The organism is Bradyrhizobium sp. WSM1253 (assembly GCF_000244935.1).
GTDB classification, from domain to species: domain Bacteria; phylum Pseudomonadota; class Alphaproteobacteria; order Rhizobiales; family Xanthobacteraceae; genus Bradyrhizobium; species Bradyrhizobium canariense.
The window spans coordinates 7936800-7952573 of the sequence record NZ_JH600073.1 but is presented as its reverse complement, the minus strand read 5'-3'; the positions used below and the strand labels follow the sequence as shown (position 1 = coordinate 7952573).

At 64.0% G+C, this 15774-nt stretch carries 15 protein-coding genes; 3 read left to right on the top strand and 12 right to left on the bottom strand.

The features are described from left to right. Positions 1-37 precede the first annotated feature (37 nt). Both clpA and clpS read right to left on the bottom strand, forming a co-directional pair. Positions 38-2443 (bottom strand): ATP-dependent Clp protease ATP-binding subunit ClpA, encoded by a 2406-nt coding sequence (gene clpA / locus BRA1253DRAFT_RS38550; protein ID WP_007603241.1) that lies wholly within the window; start codon positions 2441-2443, stop codon positions 38-40. A gap of 285 nt (positions 2444-2728) precedes the next feature. Next, positions 2729-3061, bottom strand: coding sequence for an ATP-dependent Clp protease adapter ClpS (clpS, locus tag BRA1253DRAFT_RS38545; RefSeq protein ID WP_018455182.1), 333 nt, complete (start codon positions 3059-3061; stop codon positions 2729-2731). Between the two features lie 493 nt (positions 3062-3554). On the opposite strand from clpS, the gene BRA1253DRAFT_RS38540 reads away from it, so the two are divergent. After that, on the top strand, positions 3555-4856 hold the full coding sequence (locus BRA1253DRAFT_RS38540; protein WP_007603239.1) for a pilus assembly protein TadG-related protein: 1302 nt from the start codon (positions 3555-3557) through the stop codon (positions 4854-4856). Positions 4857-4929: 73 nt separating this feature from the next. Here the strand turns inward: BRA1253DRAFT_RS38540 and BRA1253DRAFT_RS38535 are convergent, their stop codons facing one another. After that, positions 4930-5268 (bottom strand): phasin family protein, encoded by a 339-nt coding sequence (locus BRA1253DRAFT_RS38535; RefSeq protein WP_007603238.1) that lies wholly within the window; start codon positions 5266-5268, stop codon positions 4930-4932. A gap of 387 nt (positions 5269-5655) precedes the next feature. On the opposite strand from BRA1253DRAFT_RS38535, the gene BRA1253DRAFT_RS38530 reads away from it, so the two are divergent. Then, positions 5656-7497: a D-alanyl-D-alanine carboxypeptidase gene (locus BRA1253DRAFT_RS38530; protein ID WP_007603237.1), complete on the top strand. Its 1842-nt coding sequence runs from the start codon at positions 5656-5658 to the stop codon at positions 7495-7497. A gap of 224 nt (positions 7498-7721) precedes the next feature. Here the strand turns inward: BRA1253DRAFT_RS38530 and BRA1253DRAFT_RS38525 are convergent, their stop codons facing one another. The 4 genes from BRA1253DRAFT_RS38525 to BRA1253DRAFT_RS38510 all read right to left on the bottom strand — a co-directional run bounded on the left by BRA1253DRAFT_RS38525 (position 7722) and on the right by BRA1253DRAFT_RS38510 (position 11515). Continuing rightward, positions 7722-8447 (bottom strand): DnaJ domain-containing protein, encoded by a 726-nt coding sequence (locus BRA1253DRAFT_RS38525; RefSeq protein ID WP_007603236.1) that lies wholly within the window; start codon positions 8445-8447, stop codon positions 7722-7724. A gap of 70 nt (positions 8448-8517) precedes the next feature. Then, a complete protein-coding gene (locus BRA1253DRAFT_RS38520) occupies positions 8518-9267 on the bottom strand; it encodes a hypothetical protein (RefSeq protein WP_007603235.1) in 750 nt (249 codons plus the stop codon). 121 nt (positions 9268-9388) lie between these two features. Further along, on the bottom strand, positions 9389-10249 hold the full coding sequence (locus tag BRA1253DRAFT_RS38515) for an alpha/beta fold hydrolase (RefSeq protein WP_007603233.1): 861 nt from the start codon (positions 10247-10249) through the stop codon (positions 9389-9391). 342 nt (positions 10250-10591) lie between these two features. Continuing rightward, complete coding sequence (locus tag BRA1253DRAFT_RS38510) at positions 10592-11515, bottom strand: division plane positioning ATPase MipZ (protein WP_007603231.1); 924 nt, start codon at positions 11513-11515, stop codon at positions 10592-10594. Positions 11516-11797: 282 nt separating this feature from the next. On the opposite strand from BRA1253DRAFT_RS38510, the gene panC reads away from it, so the two are divergent. Beyond that, positions 11798-12649: a pantoate--beta-alanine ligase gene (gene panC, locus BRA1253DRAFT_RS38505; RefSeq protein ID WP_007603230.1), complete on the top strand. Its 852-nt coding sequence runs from the start codon at positions 11798-11800 to the stop codon at positions 12647-12649. Here the strand turns inward: panC and BRA1253DRAFT_RS38500 are convergent. The 5 genes from BRA1253DRAFT_RS38500 to BRA1253DRAFT_RS38480 form a co-directional block, all read right to left on the bottom strand. Then, a complete protein-coding gene (locus tag BRA1253DRAFT_RS38500) occupies positions 12646-13086 on the bottom strand; it encodes a DUF1489 family protein (protein ID WP_007603229.1) in 441 nt (146 codons plus the stop codon). The two genes, panC and BRA1253DRAFT_RS38500, sit on opposite strands and share 4 nt — an antisense overlap. 42 nt (positions 13087-13128) lie before the next feature. Beyond that, entirely contained in the window at positions 13129-14094 is a 966-nt protein-coding gene (locus tag BRA1253DRAFT_RS38495; RefSeq protein WP_007603228.1) for a hypothetical protein, read from the bottom strand. Between the two features lie 159 nt (positions 14095-14253). Continuing rightward, positions 14254-14457, bottom strand: coding sequence for a hypothetical protein (locus BRA1253DRAFT_RS38490; protein WP_007603227.1), 204 nt, complete (start codon positions 14455-14457; stop codon positions 14254-14256). Between the two features lie 178 nt (positions 14458-14635). Then, entirely contained in the window at positions 14636-15004 is a 369-nt protein-coding gene (locus BRA1253DRAFT_RS38485) for a YidB family protein (RefSeq protein WP_007603226.1), read from the bottom strand. An 87-nt stretch (positions 15005-15091) separates the two neighbouring features. Continuing rightward, the gene (locus BRA1253DRAFT_RS38480) at positions 15092-15754 is read right to left on the bottom strand and encodes a glutathione S-transferase family protein (protein WP_007603225.1); all 663 of its coding nucleotides are present in this window, start codon (positions 15752-15754) and stop codon (positions 15092-15094) included. Positions 15755-15774: the final 20 nt, after the last annotated feature.

Genomic DNA, 15774 nt, shown 5'->3' with positions numbered 1-15774 from the left:
CTCTGCAGCCGGCCTTTTCAATTCATCGCGTGGCAGATCAAACCTTGACCAGCGGGCTCTTGGTCGGCCCCTTCGAGCCGCCGGGGCCACCGGGCTTGGACTTGCCCGGCGGGCGCTTGCGGGCACCCGGGAGCTTCTCCTGCTTCGGCGTGACCGGACCCTCGACGAACTCGAAGCCGATCTTGTCCTTGCTCTCGTCGGCCTCGTCCTTGATCAGAACGACGCGGACATGGCCGCCACCCTTGAGCTTGCCGAACAGCACCTCGTCGGCCAGCGGCTTCTTGATGTGCTCCTGGATCACGCGAGCCATGGGACGTGCGCCCATCTGCTCGTCGTAACCATGCTTCACCAGCCAGGTCTTGGCGGGCTCGGACAGCTCGATGGTGACGTCGCGATCGCCGAGTTGCGCTTCGAGCTGAAGCACGAACTTCTCGACCACCGTACCGATCACCTCGACGCTGAGATGGCCGAACGACACGACGGCATCAAGACGGTTGCGGAATTCCGGAGCAAACTGCCGGTTGATCGCCTCGTGGTCGTCGCCTTCCCGCTTCGAACGCGTGAAGCCGAACGCCTGCTTGGCGAGATCGGACGCGCCCGCATTCGTGGTCATGATCAGGATCACGTTGCGGAAGTTGACCTGCTTGCCGTTGTGGTCGGTGAGCCGGCCGTGATCCATGATCTGGAGCAGCACGTTATAGAGATCGGGATGCGCCTTCTCGATCTCGTCGAGCAGCACCACGCAATGCGGATGCTGGTCGACGCCGTCGGTGAGCAGGCCGCCCTGATCGAAGCCGACATAGCCGGGAGGCGCGCCGATCAGGCGCGACACGGTGTGCCGCTCCATGTATTCGGACATGTCGAAGCGCAACAGCTCGACGCCGAGCGACGCCGCGAGTTGCTTTGCGACCTCGGTCTTGCCGACGCCGGTCGGACCCGAGAACAGATAGCAGCCGATCGGCTTCTCCGGCTCGCGCAGGCCGGCTCGCGCCAGCTTGATCGAAGCGGCGAGCGATTCGATCGCCTTGTCCTGACCGAACACGGTGCGCTTCAGGGTCTGCTCGAGATGCTTGAGCACCTCGGCATCGTCCTTCGACACGCTCTTCGGCGGGATCCGCGCCATCGAAGCGATCGTGGTCTCGATCTCCTTGATGCCGATGGTCTTCTTGCGCTTGTTCTCGGCGACCAGCATCTGCGCCGCGCCGGATTCGTCGATCACGTCGATCGCCTTGTCCGGCAGCTTGCGGTCGTGGATGTAGCGCGAAGAGAGCTGCACCGCAGCCTCGATCGCCTCATTGGTGTATTTCAGCCGGTGGTAGTCTTCGAAGTACGGCTTGAGTCCCTTGAGGATTGCGATCGCGTCCTCGACCGTCGGCTCGTTGACGTCGATCTTCTGGAAGCGCCGCACCAGCGCGCGGTCCTTCTCGAAGTGCTGGCGGTATTCCTTGTAAGTGGTCGAGCCCATGCAGCGGATGGTGCCGGAAGCGAGCGCGGGCTTGAGCAGGTTCGAGGCATCCATCGCCCCGCCCGACGTCGCGCCCGCACCGATCACGGTGTGGATCTCATCGATGAACAGGATGGCGTTGGGATGCGCCTCGAGTTCCTTCAGCACCTGCTTCAGGCGTTCCTCGAAGTCGCCGCGATAGCGCGTACCGGCGAGCAGCGTGCCCATGTCGAGCGAGAACACGGTCGCAGCCGCCAGCACCTCCGGCACTTCACTGTCGACGATGCGCTTGGCCAGGCCCTCCGCGATCGCGGTCTTGCCGACGCCGGCCTCGCCCACGAACAGCGGATTGTTCTTCTGCCGGCGGCACAGCACCTGGATCGCGCGGTTGATCTCGGAATTGCGTCCGATCACCGGATCGATCTTGCCGTCGCGCGCCTTCTTGTTGAGGTTGACGCAATAGGTCTCGAGCGCCTCGCCCTTCTTCTTGGCGTCGTCGCTGCCCTTGGTCTCGGTCTCTTCGTCGACGCCGCGCACGGGGCGTGCCTCGGAGACGCCCGGTCGCTTCGCGATGCCGTGGCTGATGTAGTTGACGGCGTCGTAGCGCGTCATGTCCTGCTCTTGCAGGAAATACGCGGCATGACTCTCGCGCTCGGCAAAGATCGCGATCAGCACGTTGGCGCCGGTCACCTCTTCGCGACCGGACGACTGAACGTGGATCACCGCGCGCTGGATCACGCGCTGGAAACCTGCGGTCGGCTTGGCGTCGTCGGCGCCGTCCGTCACCAGGTTCTCGAATTCGGTCTCAAGATAATTGACGAGGCTCGTACGGAGCTTGTCGAGGTCGACGCTACAGGCGCGCATGACGGCGGCTGCATCGGAGTCGTCGATCAGGGAGAGCAAAAGATGCTCGAGCGTCGCGTATTGGTGATGACGCTCGTTTGCGATCGCCAGTGCACGATGCAGGGATTGTTCAAGGCTTTGGGAAAAAGTCGGCATTCGCGTCCTCTATGGCCCCCACCATCATGATCGCCATCGCCCGGTCAGGCAACAACAACCTTTGTCACATATAGTTATACAAGATCGCGGCGAAAGACCGGTTCCGCGACTCAGGCGGCTGCACAGCTGCGGTATTTTTCGATGCAAAACCCGTTCCGGTTTGGGCACGATCGGCACCGGTCCGAAATTCCGTAGTTTTGCCGTCTGCAACGAACATCGCGCGCAGACATCACGCGGCAATCACACTGCGACATGCACAAGAACCGCCTTCAAACGCGCCGTGTCTTACTTCTTTTCCATCACGCATTGCAGCGGATGCTGGTGCTTGCGAGCGAAATCCATCACCTGCGTCACCTTGGTCTCGGCGATCTCGTAGGTGAACACGCCACACTCCCCGATCCCGTGATGATGTACGTGCAGCATGATCTTGGTTGCGGCCTCGGCGTCCTTCTGGAAGAATTTCTCCAGCACATGAACGACGAATTCCATCGGCGTGTAGTCGTCGTTCAGGATCAGCACACGGTACAGGTTCGGCCGCTTCGTCTTCGGCTTGACCTTGGTGATGACGGACGTGTTTGGCGCGGAGGGACCGCCCGAACGGTTCTCGTCGTTGCTCATCAGCGGAGCGTGGGCGTGGGCGGCGGCGGCCGCGGACGGATCTGGTCTGGAAGACAGTTGCGGCATGGCTCAGGCGTTCAAATTCCCCACAGAAGCGTATGGCGGTTCGCCGCGCAGCCCCGGCCTTCGGAGCTTCGCACAGGCGCACCGCCTTGTTGGGTCGCCGCTTCCAGCCGGTCCGGTCCAAGCCGGATCGGCTTCACCGAATATGGGCCTGCCCCCGGCTCGCCGCAAGCGTGCGACAGCTCGGCCGATGCGGCCATGGCGGTCCCGATTCCCGGTCCGGGCGATCCTCACCAAGGTTAATCAATCCGGACTGATTTGACAAAAGCTTCCGCCCCGCCCGTTTAGAAGATGTTGACCAGGAACCCGGCCGGTAACGCGGCTGCGGCGGCTTCGCGCGGGTTATCTCCGGTTTTCTACGGATCCATTTACCCTGCCTTCAATGGCGTGGCGCGAAAACGGGCAAAGTCACAGATTTCCGGGAATCGTCATGTCTCGCCTGCCCCTTGTCAGCCGTATTGTTGGTCGACACCTCTCCCGGTTTGCAGCGGCCGAACAAGGCAATATCGCCGTGATCTTCGCTATCGCGCTGCTCCCGGTTCTAGGCTTCGTCGGAGCTGCAATCGATTACAGTCGCGCGGCCCAGGCTCGTTCCGCAATGCAGGCGGCCCTCGATTCGACCTCGCTGATGGTCTCCAAGGATCTGTCGTCCGGCACCATCACAGCGTCGCAGATCAGCACCAAAGCGCAGGCTTATTTCAACGCCCTGTTCACCGCCACCAACGCCCTGCCGTCGGTCAGCATCGCGGCCACTTACACCGCAAGCACCAGCATGGGCTCCACCATCCAGGTCACCGGCACCGGCACCTACACGACCACCTTCATGAAGGTCGCAGGTTTCCCGACACTCGACGTCGGCGCCGATTCCACCAGCGCCTGGGGTCTGGTGCGCATGCGCGTGGCCTTGGTGCTCGACAACACGGGGTCGATGGCGGACGACGGCAAGATGGCGGCGATGCAGACCGCCGCGAAGAGCCTCGTCGACCAGCTCAGCCCGCTCGCTAAGACCGATGGCGACGTCTACATCTCGATTGTTCCGTTTGCCAAGGACGTCAACGTCGGTGCCAGCAACTACAGCAAGTACTGGGTCGATTTCACCGATTGGGACGCGGCCCGCGGTACCAGGTCCGCCAACCACAACACATGGACGGGATGCGTGGTCGACCGCGACCAGGACTACGACACCAAGAACACGACGCCCACGGGCGGCAACGCGGGAACGCAGTTCCCGGCTGAACAGTACTCCTACTGCGACACCGGCAGTTCGTCCTATCTGCAGCCAATCATGCCGCTGAGCTACGACTGGAGTTCACTCAAGAGCCGGATCGACGCCATGAAGCCCACCGGTAACACCAACCAGGGCATTGGCCTCGCCTGGGGCTGGATGACGCTGTCGACCGGCGATCCCATGAACGCGCCGGCCAAAGACGCCAACTACACCTACAAGGACGCGATCGTGCTGCTCTCCGACGGTCTCAACACGCAGAACCGCTGGTACGGCAACGCTTGGCAAATCGACGCGCGGCAGAAGAAACTGTGCGACAACGCCAAGGCGGCGAACATCACGATCTATACGGTGCAAGTGAACACCGGGAGCGATCCGACGTCCAGCGTACTGCAATATTGCGCGAGCGGCACCGACAAGTTCTATCTGGTGACGAAGGCAGATCAGACCGTCTCGGTGTTCAAGGACATCGGCACGTCGCTGTCCAAGCTGCGCGTGGCGCGCTGAGATCGACACGCCGCGACACAAAAAAAGCCCGGCTGTTGCAGCCGGGCTTTTGATTCCAGGACGTCAGGAAACGTTAGCTGGCGGCCGGAGTGAACTTCGACACAATGGTCTCGACCGGCTTGAACGCCTGCTTGGCGAGGTCGCTGTAAAGGCCTGCGATCTTCTGCGATTCCGCGACGAAGGACTCGTAGGCGGAACGGGCGAATTCGGTCTGCGCTTCGACGGCCTTGTCCAGCGACTTCACGCCGGAAAGCTTCTCGACGAAGGACTTGGTGTCTTCGAACGACTTCTTGGTGTAGTCGCCGTAGGCGCTGGCGATCGCCTGAAGGCCGTGCTGCATCGAGGTCGCGGAGGCGACGTACTGCTCGAAGTGCTCTTTCCCGTAGCCTTGAAAGTCTTCAACCTTGAACATTCGGAATCCTTTTCCCTAGCTCTCGTCGGGAAGCCCCGGCTCCCTGACTCTGCTCACAATTAGTGCAACGCACAAAAAAGTCAAGAATTTTGTGCGTCGCACAAATTACGTACAAAATTCGCCGCGATTCCCGGGGTTTCCCGCAATGGTTCCTTAAGCTTTTGGAAACCGCAGCGCCCTACCTTGATTCCCTGGACGTGTTCTACTTCCACAAGCGGCCAAAAGCCGTTGGAGAACATCACCTTAGCCAGAACAGCGGCTCAGGCCCAACGTCACCCGCGGCCAACACCTGCGGAGGACAGCCTGAGCAGGTAATGATCCAGGGTCCCATGGGCACAATTTCGCCTCACGAGCCGGTGATCAAGTCAGAAACGGGGACGGGGTTTCATGCTTCGTAAAAACTTGTCTTCCTCGCGCTTGGCGCGGGTTGGCGTTTTTGGGCTTCTTGCGGTTACCAGTGCGGTCATCTTCACCACAGATGCTGCCGAGGCGCGGCGCCACCGGCGTCACTATGCGCAACACCGCGTGCAGCGCGATGTGTCCGAGAGTTCCAGCCCGAAATTCGCATCGATCATCGTCGACGGCAATTCCGGCTCCGTGCTTCAGGCAACGAGCCCCGACGGGATCCGCCATCCGGCCTCGCTGACCAAGATCATGACGCTCTATCTGCTGTTCGAGCGTCTCGAGTCCGGGAAGATGAAGCTCGACACCGAGATGCCGGTCTCACAGCACGCCGCCGATCAGGATCCGACCAAGCTGAACCTGCGTGCCGGCCAGACCATCCGCGTCGAGGACGCGATCAAGGGTCTCGTCACCCGCTCCGCCAACGACGCAGCCGTTGTGATCGCGGAAGCGATTGGCGGCGACGAGGACGACTTCGCCCAGATGATGACGCGCAAGGCGCGTTCGCTCGGCATGTCCAGGACGGTTTACCGCAACGCCAACGGCCTTCCCAACGACGAGCAGGTCACGACCGCGCGCGACCAGGCCACGCTCGGCCGCGCCATCCAGGAGCGCTTTCCGCGCTACTATCGCTATTTCGCGACCTCGACCTTCAACTGGCGCGGACAGTCGATCCGGAACCACAATCATCTGCTCGGGAATGTCGAGGGCGTGGACGGCATCAAGACCGGCTATACTCGCGCCTCCGGCTTCAATCTCGTGACCTCGATGCGCCGCGGCAACCGCCACCTGATCGGCGTGGTGCTGGGCGGCCGCAGCGGCGGCTCGCGCGACGCCATCATGCGCAACCTGCTCGCGGAGAACCTCGATAAGGCCGCGACCACCCACACCGTCGCCGCGGTCACCGAGCGCAACGGTTCCGATGCCGCTGCCGAAGTCGCCGATGCGTCGGATACCCCGACCCGCTCCGCTCCGCAGGTCCAGGCTGCGGCTGCCCCCGAAGCAGCCCCGTCGCGTCTCGCCGCGCGCCTGTCGACGCTTGCGGCTGCGACTGCCGCGGTGCCGCCGGCTCTGCCCAGATCTGAAGCCAACAGGCCTGAAGTTCGGCCGACAGAATCCAGGATCGAGCCTGCGCCGCTCACGAATGGCGTGATCTCGAGCCAGCCGCTCTCGATCATCCCCGGCTCGTCCGAGCCGATGAAGCCGGTCAGGGTCAAGACCGTCCAGGTCAAGGCCGGCGCCGTGAAGGTCGCCTCCGCCGCCCCGGCTCAGATCGCACCGCAGGTCACGAGCACGATCGCGTCCCGTTCCGACGTCGCCGAAACCTCCGGCGCCGTCGTGGCCCGGGCAGACCTCATCAACAAGCCCGAGGTCGCCAGCCAACCGGAAGCTCCGAGGGCCGAGATCGCCCGTACCGAGCTACCGCGGCAGCCAGCGGGCTTCGGCACCGGCAACGGCGTCCTCGGCGTCTTACCGGCCGCAACCGCCGCCGCACCCGCCCCGGCTGCTGCGAAGCTCGCGTCAGCCGACCCGGCGCTGCAGCCGATCATGAGCGCCACCACGAAGCCGGTCGTCACCCACAGCGGCTGGATCGTCCAGGTCGGCGCGCTCGAGAGCGAGAACGAAGCCCAGCAGCGCATCGACGCGGCGCGCAGCTCGGCCCGTGGCCTGCTCAGCAAGGCCGACCCGTTCACCGAGCCGGTCGTCGCGAAAGACAATCGCAAGCTCTACCGCGCCCGCTTCGCCGGGCTCGACCGCGACCAGGCCGAAGCCGTCTGCCGCACCCTGAAGCGCGCCGATATCTCCTGCATGACCGTCCGCAACTGATCTTTCGCACCGCTCCAATGAAAATGCCCGCGCCTTGCGCGGGCATTTTCATTTTCGGGACGCGGTGGCCGACGAGGCTGTTCCACGACAACCTCTCGTCAAGGATTTACGGTTAAAACTTTACGCAAGGGATCGACCACGCCGACAATGGCGGGCATCGGGGCGACGGCAAACAGAGCAAGCAGAGCTCACACGGGACGAGCGTTTGTAGCGTGGTGCCGGAGTTAGCCGTTATGCGTGCGAAGCAGAGTATCCTTGGCCTCGTTTACACGGGCAGCGAGATACGTCGAGCCCCCCTGGTCGGGATGCAGTTTCTTCATCAGGGACTTGTGAGCCCGGCTGATGTCGTCACGCCCCGCCCCCGGCTGCAGGCCAAGGATCTGATAGGCCTCCTCCGTCGTCATTTTGCCGGTCGCCACCGTGCGGCGCTGCCCCCCTGCCGCGTCGCCCTGCGCGTTCTGACGCCAAGCGGGAAACCGGCGGTCCAGATAGCTTTCAAGTAGGGCCACGCTCTCGGCGTCGAACGCCGGGACCATTGCCAGCAGGGCCGCGAGATCGAACTCATCGAGATCGCGCCCGGCGTGAGGCCCGGCGACGATCCGGCCTCCGAGCTGGCCGGAATCGTGATCGAGCCGCATATCCAGGAATTGCGAGCGCACGCGCGAGGCCTGACCGGCCGGGCGCGTCGCGCCCCCGCCGAACAGCCCGCCGATATTGCCGAAGCCGGCGTTTGCCATCGGTGTCCAACCCAGGAGCCCGGCACCGAATATCCCGAGCGGGATCGCCACCACCAGCTCGCCCTTCAAGCCAGTGAACGCTGCGACAGCCAGCGCGACCACGCCGCCACCGAACCTGATCGCGCGTGCCAGCACCGCTGGGTTGGCCGAACGGAACATCTGGAGCAGCAGATAAAGGGTAATAACAGCGATAGCGCCGGCAATCAGGGTCATGGCCGGAATATAGTCGGCCTACCGCCAAAAAGCATCGTGTCCTTGCGCCCCCGCCGACCGCGCGCCAGCGCTACTTCATCTGGCCGATCAGCCTGGCCGCGCCACTTGCGGTCTTCGCCAATTGCAACAGCGCCTCGCGTCCGCCGGCCGCGTAGGCGGCGGCTGCGCGCAACAGCTCGCGCAACTGCGCCGCCGCGCCCGGATCGAACCGGCACCAGGCACCACCTGTCAGACGCGCGATCTCGCGAAAGGCCTGCTCGGCCACTGAGTCATGGCCTTCCTGAAATACGAACACAGGCACCTTGAGCATGCCGAGCTCGCCTGCCTTGGCGCAGAGCTCGTCGACGTTCTCCTCCATGGCGTCGCCGACGAAGACAACGGCGCGCACGCCGGATGCGACCGCCTCGCGCCGCGACTCGCTCAGCACCTTGCCGATCTGGGTGTCGCCGCCACGGCAATCGATCTTGCCCATCAGCGTCGCAAGCCTGGCGCTGTCGGAGATCCATCCCGTGGCGCGGCACTCGTTGAAGCCGCGATAGTAGACGAGCCGGATGTCGAGACTGCCGAGCGCGGCGGTCTCACGGAACATGTCGGCCTGAAGCGCGCAGGCCATGTCCCAGGTCGGCTGCCGGCTCATCGTCGCATCCAGCGCGAAGATCAGCCGCCCTTTCGCACCGGGCGCATGCGGTGACAGCGCGCGCGCGTTGGCGACGAAGGCGGCAATGTCCTCAGATGTCGAGGTCCCCGCCTGCGGCACAGCGCCATCTGGTTGTGCCGAGACGGCATCGCGGCCGCGCGGTTTGATGGGCTCGCCGGACATTCCTTGACCCTTGCGTGAGCGGCTAATGTGGTCAGCGCATGCAGCCAGGTCAATGTGCAAAGCTCCCGCAGGCGGCAGCCGGCGGAGGCTTTGAAAATCGCTATCGACGACGAGGAAGGCGTCAGCTCTTGGCAGGCGCCATCAAAGCGACCGGCCCGGGCTCGAGAATCTTGGGCGGGGACGATTGCGTATCGACCGGCGCCACTTCGCTGTCGGTCGCGCTCAGGAACTTGTCGAGCATGCCCTGGATCGAGTTCTTGGCCGCGTCCGGACCGGTGTCGCGCATGTCGTTGTGCTGGAATTCGGTCTTCACGACCTGGATGCCGGCCTTCTCGCATTCCTCGTCGGTCGGGATCACGCCCGCATCGGCCTTGAACTGCGGATCGGTGGAGCGGAACGACAGGATCTTGAACTTGCCGGCGGTGACGAAGGGCACGCGAAGATTGTCGAGCGTGACGACCTTCTTGACCTCATCCGGATACTGCTTGGCGAAATACATCGTGATGTCGCCGCCCATGGAGTGGCCGACCATCGTCACCTTTTCGTAGTCGGCGTTGGGCTGAACCTTCTTCATCTCCTGCATGGCGAGATGGATGTTGGCGACGCCGCGCAGGATCTGCGGCAGCCGGCCAACATAGATCTCACCGGGCTTGGTCACCATCGGAGGATCGGTCGGCAAATCATGCTGCGGGCTGACGACGAGGTAGCCGCGCGCGGCGAAAATGTTGGCGAGGAAGCCGTACTCGGTGTTCTTGACGGTGTTGCCGTGGTTGATCACGGCGACCGGCATCGTGATCATGCCGGCATTAGCCTGCATTTCCTTGTCACGACGGATCGCGATATCGACGGGCACCGCACGGTTGTCGCGCGAGGCATCGTAGAAGGTGATGGTCTCGTGCCTGATTGCCCACTTGCTCGCCGTGAAATAGGCGACGCCACAGAGGGCACTGACCGAAACCAGAACGGCAATTCCACGCTTCATTTTCGTCCTCAGCCTCAGGCTCTTGCGGCCTGAATCCCTGTTGAAAATCGTGTTCTTCCGGAGCTCTTCGGCCCCTAGTCGCCTATTCCCTAATATATGTCACAGCCGCGTGACAGGAAGGCTAAATATTGTGAACCATCAGCCCTTTCATTGTGCGGCGCACACGTTTCTTGGGCACCCGGTTCTCATACGGCTACGTCAGGGTGCACGTCACCTTCCGACGCAACCTGTCTCGATCGGGTTCAATTTTGCAGTAAACGCGGGGTGAAAACGGTTGAGTGCGGCCTCGGTTCCCGTGGGAACCGGCCGCTGGATCGACTGGAAGTAGCTATATACCGACGCCTAGGCGCCGAGGATGTCGTGGACCTCGAGCGGCTTGTCGACCTGATTGAACCACTCAGCGCGGTTGGCCGCGCGGCGGCGTCCGCGCTCGTCGAGCGGAAGCTTGAGCTGGCGGAGCAGGCTCGTCACCTCCTCCCGTGCGGTGAGATGGCCGAGATTGGGCCGCATGCCCAGCGTCGCCTCGTCGATCTCGTCCAGCGCGGTCAGGCCGCGCGGGAAGAACTCGCGATAGACGACGCGTTCGGCGAAGCCGTCGACGTAGCGGAAGCCGAGCCGTAGCGACAAATCCTTCAACCCCTCGGCAACGAGCTGCTTGTTGCGGGAGCCGAGCATCGACAGCCGGTTGCGCACCACGATCCAGTCGGTGGTCGCGCCGTCGAGCTGGCGGCGCTTGCGCCTGACATCCCGCACCATCTCGGCGTAGTGGCTTTCGCCTGTCACCGCGTAATTGGCGGGATCGACGGTGCCGAGCACATCGAAATCGAGGAAGCTGTCGTTGATCGGGGTCACCAGCGTGTCGGCCATCGAGTGCGCAAGCCGCATCAAATAGCTGTCGGTGCCGGGCGTATCGATGACGATGAAGTCGAAACTGCTCTCGACCGCCGAGACCGCCTCCATGAACTGAAGGAACTCCGAATTCTCGTTCTCGGCGACCTGCATGGTCTCGCCGAGCTTGATGCAGCGATGCAGCGGCAGTTCGAGGTCGAGCTTGGTGCGACGCGCCCAGGCGGAACGGTTGTTGATGTAGTGAGTAAAGCTCTGCTGACGGCAGTCGAGGTCGATGGTGGCGACGCGCTGGCCGGCTTTCAGAAGCGCGACTGCGATGTGCAGGGCGGTGGTCGACTTGCCGGAGCCGCCCTTCTCGTTGCCGAGCACGACCACATGCGCCGAGCCGGACTGGCCTTGGCTAGCTTGCACAAGCATCGCGATCCTCAACACCCCTAACGAATATCTTCGAGTTGGCCGCGTCTGCGGTCAAGTGAAATGCGTGACAGGCAATACAAATCGCGGCGCGCCTTCCTTCGTCATGAATCGCCGCGCCGCTTCGCGTCTGTGATCCAGCCCACAATGTCGCGACCTCTTGCGCGGCTTTGCGCGGGATGCTGTGCCGCATCCGGATGCGTGGCGTCCATGGTCGCCGCTTGTTAAGGTTAGCCTGCCGGGCGCCGGGACGCGCCCGCCGATTCCAAACCCCGTCGAGTTCTGATGTCACGCAGCCCCTTGATTGCCCGCACGGTCCCCACCTTGCGACGCGCCGTCGACAATCTTCGCAAGCGAAAGGCCACGATCGCGCTGGTCCCGACCATGGGAGCGCTCCATGACGGTCATGTGTCGCTGGTGCGCCTGGCCAAGCGGCGCGCGAGCCGCGTCGTGGTGTCGATCTTCGTCAATCCGACCCAGTTCGCCCCGACCGAGGACTTTGGCGCCTACCCGCGCACCTGGAAATCCGACATCGCCAAGCTCGCCGCCGAGGACGTCGACATCGTCTGGTACCCCGGCGCCGAGGCCATGTATCCGCAGGGCTTTGCCACCCGCATCGTACCGGAGGGACCGGCGCTGGCCGGCCTCGAGGACCGCTTCCGCCCGCATTTCTTCGGCGGCGTCGCCACCGTCGTCGGCAAGCTGTTCACGCAGTGCTGGCCGGATGTCGCGATCTTCGGCGAGAAGGATTTTCAGCAGTTGCGGGTGGTGGCGCAGATGGCCCGCGACCTCGACCTCGGCGTCAAAGTGATCGGTTCCCGCACCGTGCGCGAGCGCGACGGGCTCGCGATGTCCTCGCGCAACGTCTATTTGTCGCCACGGGAGCGGCAGACCGCAACGACGCTGTACCGCGCCATGAAGGAGAGCGCCGGGCGCATCCGCGCCGGCCAAGCGGTCGCAGCCGCAATGGCGCGCGGAGCCGCGATGATCACCGCGGCCGGCTTTGAGCTCGACTATTTCGAGGTCCGCCATGCAGCGACTTTGGCGCCTGTCGCCTCGCGCAAGGACGGGCCGTTGCGCATCCTGGTCGCGGCCAAGCTCGGCACGACCCGGCTGATCGACAATATCGCGGTTTAGAGCAGCCCGAGATCGCGCAGCTCGCGCCGCATCGGCTCCGGCATCGCCGCGATCGAGCCGGCGGCGGACTTGCCGAGATCGGGCGGCACGGAATCGTCGGCAAGGTAGCGCCAGCCCTGGAACGGGCGCATCGGCCGCGGCGACACCGGAATCACCTTCGGCTGCATCACGATCCGGCAGCGTCCGATGCCGTCCTTGTCGCGGAACGGCTCGATGCCGATGATCTTTTCGCGCGCGGCGACCTCGCCCTTGATCACCCAATAGAGCGAGCCCCCCGACAGGATCTCGGCGTCGCGCTTGGGCACCATGCGGGTGATGTGGATGTGATGTTGCGGCAGACCCTTCTTCTTGGCGGTCTGCATCCGTTCGGCCGTCCACTCCTTCAATTCCTTGACGGATTCGCAGCCGACGGCGAGCTTGATCAGATGTAGTGGCATGCCCCAGCATTAGCCGGGCAGCCGCGCATTTGGAATGCCGATCTACTCGTTATCCGCAGCCGGGGGAGCCGCGGCCGGCGGCGTGAGCGGAACCGGTGCTGCCGCTGGTGCCCGCGCAGCCTTCGGCGCAGGCGGCTTCTTCGCGGCGGGAGCTGCGGCCTGTGCCGAGGCCGCTGCCGGGGGGCGCGGAGCCGCCGCGTTCGCGGTGGGCGCCGCCTGACGCGTCGGCGGCTCCGGATTCATGATGCTGACCGGCGGCGTCGACGAGGCACTCGGGAACTCCGCACTGGTCGGCTTGCCCGTCGGCATCGACGGCGGCAGTCCGGCAAGGGCGGCAGTGGCGGGCAACGATTGCGCTGCTGCAGGCGCATTCCAGGTCGGGGCGTAGCGCGCGACCAGCGTGTCGTAGAGATGGGAATCCATGTTGGCGGCGACCTGCTGCTGGTCGGTCAGCGAGCGGAAGGCCGCACAGTCGAACTGCGTGCAACCGTCGCGCACGACCAGCACCTGCGCGACCAAGCCATAGCGATCACGTTCCAGCGATTTGCGCAGCACCTTGATGTCGGGCGTCAGGCTCTTCTCGGCGGTCGCGGCATCGCCGAGCGCCATCAGCCGGTCGATCCTGGCCGCGGTCGTGGAGACGGCCGCAGCGGCCACGTCCGGCGCGCCGAACAGCGCCTTCTCGCAGCCGATGGCCACGGCATCGCCGGCGAGATCGTCGAGACAGGACAACGCCGGCAGGCTCGCGGTCATCGCGGCCTGCGCGCGCGCCTCGGTCGGGGTGGTCTGCCCTGCCGGTCCATCGACGCGCACAACAGCAGCCATCGCGATGGTGATGGCGAGCAGCGTAACAACGGTCAGCGCGCCGTTGGCGACCGACCGCTCGGCGCGCTGCAGCGTGACCAGGAGGATCAGTCCGAAGAAGCCGGCAGCCGCCAGCATCATCCACATTGGAAAGGCCGGCGAGCGCCAGATTTGGTCGAGCGACGAGGCCCATGCCCAGTTCATGCGCGACGTCCCCTCACGCGAGCAGAGAGCGAATGGTCAAAGCGAGCACCGAGAGTCGGCAGCTGCCCCCGGCCCACCTTTTGAAGGTGAAGCGGGCCTTTTGACGGCGGCAGAATACAAATTCCCGGGGACGCGCCAATGCGCGGGTAGCGTCGGTCTTCAGGACAGCGCGAGCTGGCTTTCCTTGGCGACGCGTTCAAAAGCCTCGGTCGAGCTCTTGATCCGGTACTGGCAGTCGTCACCATCCGTCGGCAGCAAGCGGATGATCTCATACGAGCCGCTGGCAGCAGGGCGTGCGACATTGCTGGCCGTGAACAACACGCGCGATCCAATAGGGAATTTGTGCTTCAACACCCTCTCCATCACTCAAACAACGCCTGCCACGCCCGTGGTCCCACTGCGTCGGCCGGCCGGAAACCCGGCCGCTATATAGCATGCGGCGGGCTTTTTTGGCCAGCAGTATGCGACATGGCAAACCTGCAAATTTTGCAGTTATTTCAGAGTGATGCTGCCAGCCGGTGATACCGCTGGAACCGGTTCCTCAGGCGCTATGGGGCAAATGGCCGTCGGGGCTTGCGTGATCCACGGCTTTGGGCAGTTCCAGGGCCAGAATCTGGCCCAGCTGGTCCACCGGGATGTTGTAGCGCGCAGCCAATTGGCGGACGGTATCGCTGCCGAGCACGGTGCGGAGTTGGTCGGCTGAGATCGGCAGGTTCTGGCCGTTGCCGAGCCAGGATTTGACCTGGTCACCGAACCCCGCCTGCTGGAGCTTTGCGACGATCGCGCCGAGGCCGCCCTGATTGTTGCTGCCGAGCACCTCGCTCAGCACAGCCGGCAACACGGCTGCCCCGAGCTGGCCGAGCGCGTTCCGCAGCGCCGGATTGTTCTCCAGCGAGTCCAGGATTCCCATGATGTCCCCTCTCCTTGCCCGCAGCTCCGCCGCGATTGAGCGCCGCCATGTGCCGTGCCGTCAAGCCGCGCTCAATCACATTCGCGACTACAAGTTCTCGAACTTTTCGATGACAAGCGTTTCGGCGAGCGCGTCCCGGGTCCATTCCTGGAACGCCGGCAGCGCCAGCATCGTGTCCATGTAGGCCTTGGTCTCCGGCGTGACCTCGATTGCGTAGGTGCGGAAGCGGTGCACGACCGGGGCATACATCGCATCCGCTGCGCCGAAGCGCCCGAACAGGAACGGTCCGTTGGCGCCATACCGGGCCCGGCATTCGCGCCAGATCTCCTGCACGCGCGCGATATTGGCCTCGGCGTCGGCCGACAGCGTCACGGGGCGCACCGGGCGGTGCAGGTTCATGCCGCATTCGTTGCGAAGGGCCATGAAGCCGGAATGCATCTCGGCGCACACCGAACGGGCATGGGCGCGGGCGGCGGCGGCGTCCGGCCACAGCTTCACTTCCGGATAGCGCTCGGCGATATATTCGATGATGCTGAGTGAATCCCACACCGTGATGTCGCCGTCGACCAGCACCGGGACCTTTCCGGCGCGGCTGAACGAGATGATCTGCTCCTTGTCCGCGGGATTGTCGGTGTAGAGCGGGATAAGAGTCTCCACGAACGGGATGTCGTTGGCGCGGAGCGCGAGCCAGGGCCGCATCGACCATGACGAGTAATTCTTGTTGCCGATTGCGAGTTTCAGCGCAGCCATGTCATCAGTCCTTCCCGATA

Excerpts from the sequence above, each read along its gene's own strand:
- clpA (WP_007603241.1), bottom strand. The coding sequence starts at position 2,443 with ATGCCGACTTTTTCCCAAAGCCTTGAACAATCCCTGCATCGTGCACTG.
- clpS (WP_018455182.1), bottom strand. The coding sequence starts at position 3,061 with ATGAGCAACGACGAGAACCGTTCGGGCGGTCCCTCCGCGCCAAACACG.
- BRA1253DRAFT_RS38540 (WP_007603239.1), top strand. The coding sequence starts at position 3,555 with ATGTCTCGCCTGCCCCTTGTCAGCCGTATTGTTGGTCGACACCTCTCC.
- BRA1253DRAFT_RS38535 (WP_007603238.1), bottom strand. The coding sequence starts at position 5,268 with ATGTTCAAGGTTGAAGACTTTCAAGGCTACGGGAAAGAGCACTTCGAG.
- BRA1253DRAFT_RS38530 (WP_007603237.1), top strand. The coding sequence starts at position 5,656 with ATGCTTCGTAAAAACTTGTCTTCCTCGCGCTTGGCGCGGGTTGGCGTT.
- BRA1253DRAFT_RS38525 (WP_007603236.1), bottom strand. The coding sequence starts at position 8,447 with ATGACCCTGATTGCCGGCGCTATCGCTGTTATTACCCTTTATCTGCTG.
- BRA1253DRAFT_RS38520 (WP_007603235.1), bottom strand. The coding sequence starts at position 9,267 with ATGTCCGGCGAGCCCATCAAACCGCGCGGCCGCGATGCCGTCTCGGCA.
- BRA1253DRAFT_RS38515 (WP_007603233.1), bottom strand. The coding sequence starts at position 10,249 with ATGAAGCGTGGAATTGCCGTTCTGGTTTCGGTCAGTGCCCTCTGTGGC.
- BRA1253DRAFT_RS38510 (WP_007603231.1), bottom strand. The coding sequence starts at position 11,515 with ATGCTTGTGCAAGCTAGCCAAGGCCAGTCCGGCTCGGCGCATGTGGTC.
- panC (WP_007603230.1), top strand. The coding sequence starts at position 11,798 with ATGTCACGCAGCCCCTTGATTGCCCGCACGGTCCCCACCTTGCGACGC.
- BRA1253DRAFT_RS38500 (WP_007603229.1), bottom strand. The coding sequence starts at position 13,086 with ATGCCACTACATCTGATCAAGCTCGCCGTCGGCTGCGAATCCGTCAAG.
- BRA1253DRAFT_RS38495 (WP_007603228.1), bottom strand. The coding sequence starts at position 14,094 with ATGAACTGGGCATGGGCCTCGTCGCTCGACCAAATCTGGCGCTCGCCG.
- BRA1253DRAFT_RS38490 (WP_007603227.1), bottom strand. The coding sequence starts at position 14,457 with ATGGAGAGGGTGTTGAAGCACAAATTCCCTATTGGATCGCGCGTGTTG.
- BRA1253DRAFT_RS38485 (WP_007603226.1), bottom strand. The coding sequence starts at position 15,004 with ATGGGAATCCTGGACTCGCTGGAGAACAATCCGGCGCTGCGGAACGCG.
- BRA1253DRAFT_RS38480 (WP_007603225.1), bottom strand. The coding sequence starts at position 15,754 with ATGGCTGCGCTGAAACTCGCAATCGGCAACAAGAATTACTCGTCATGG.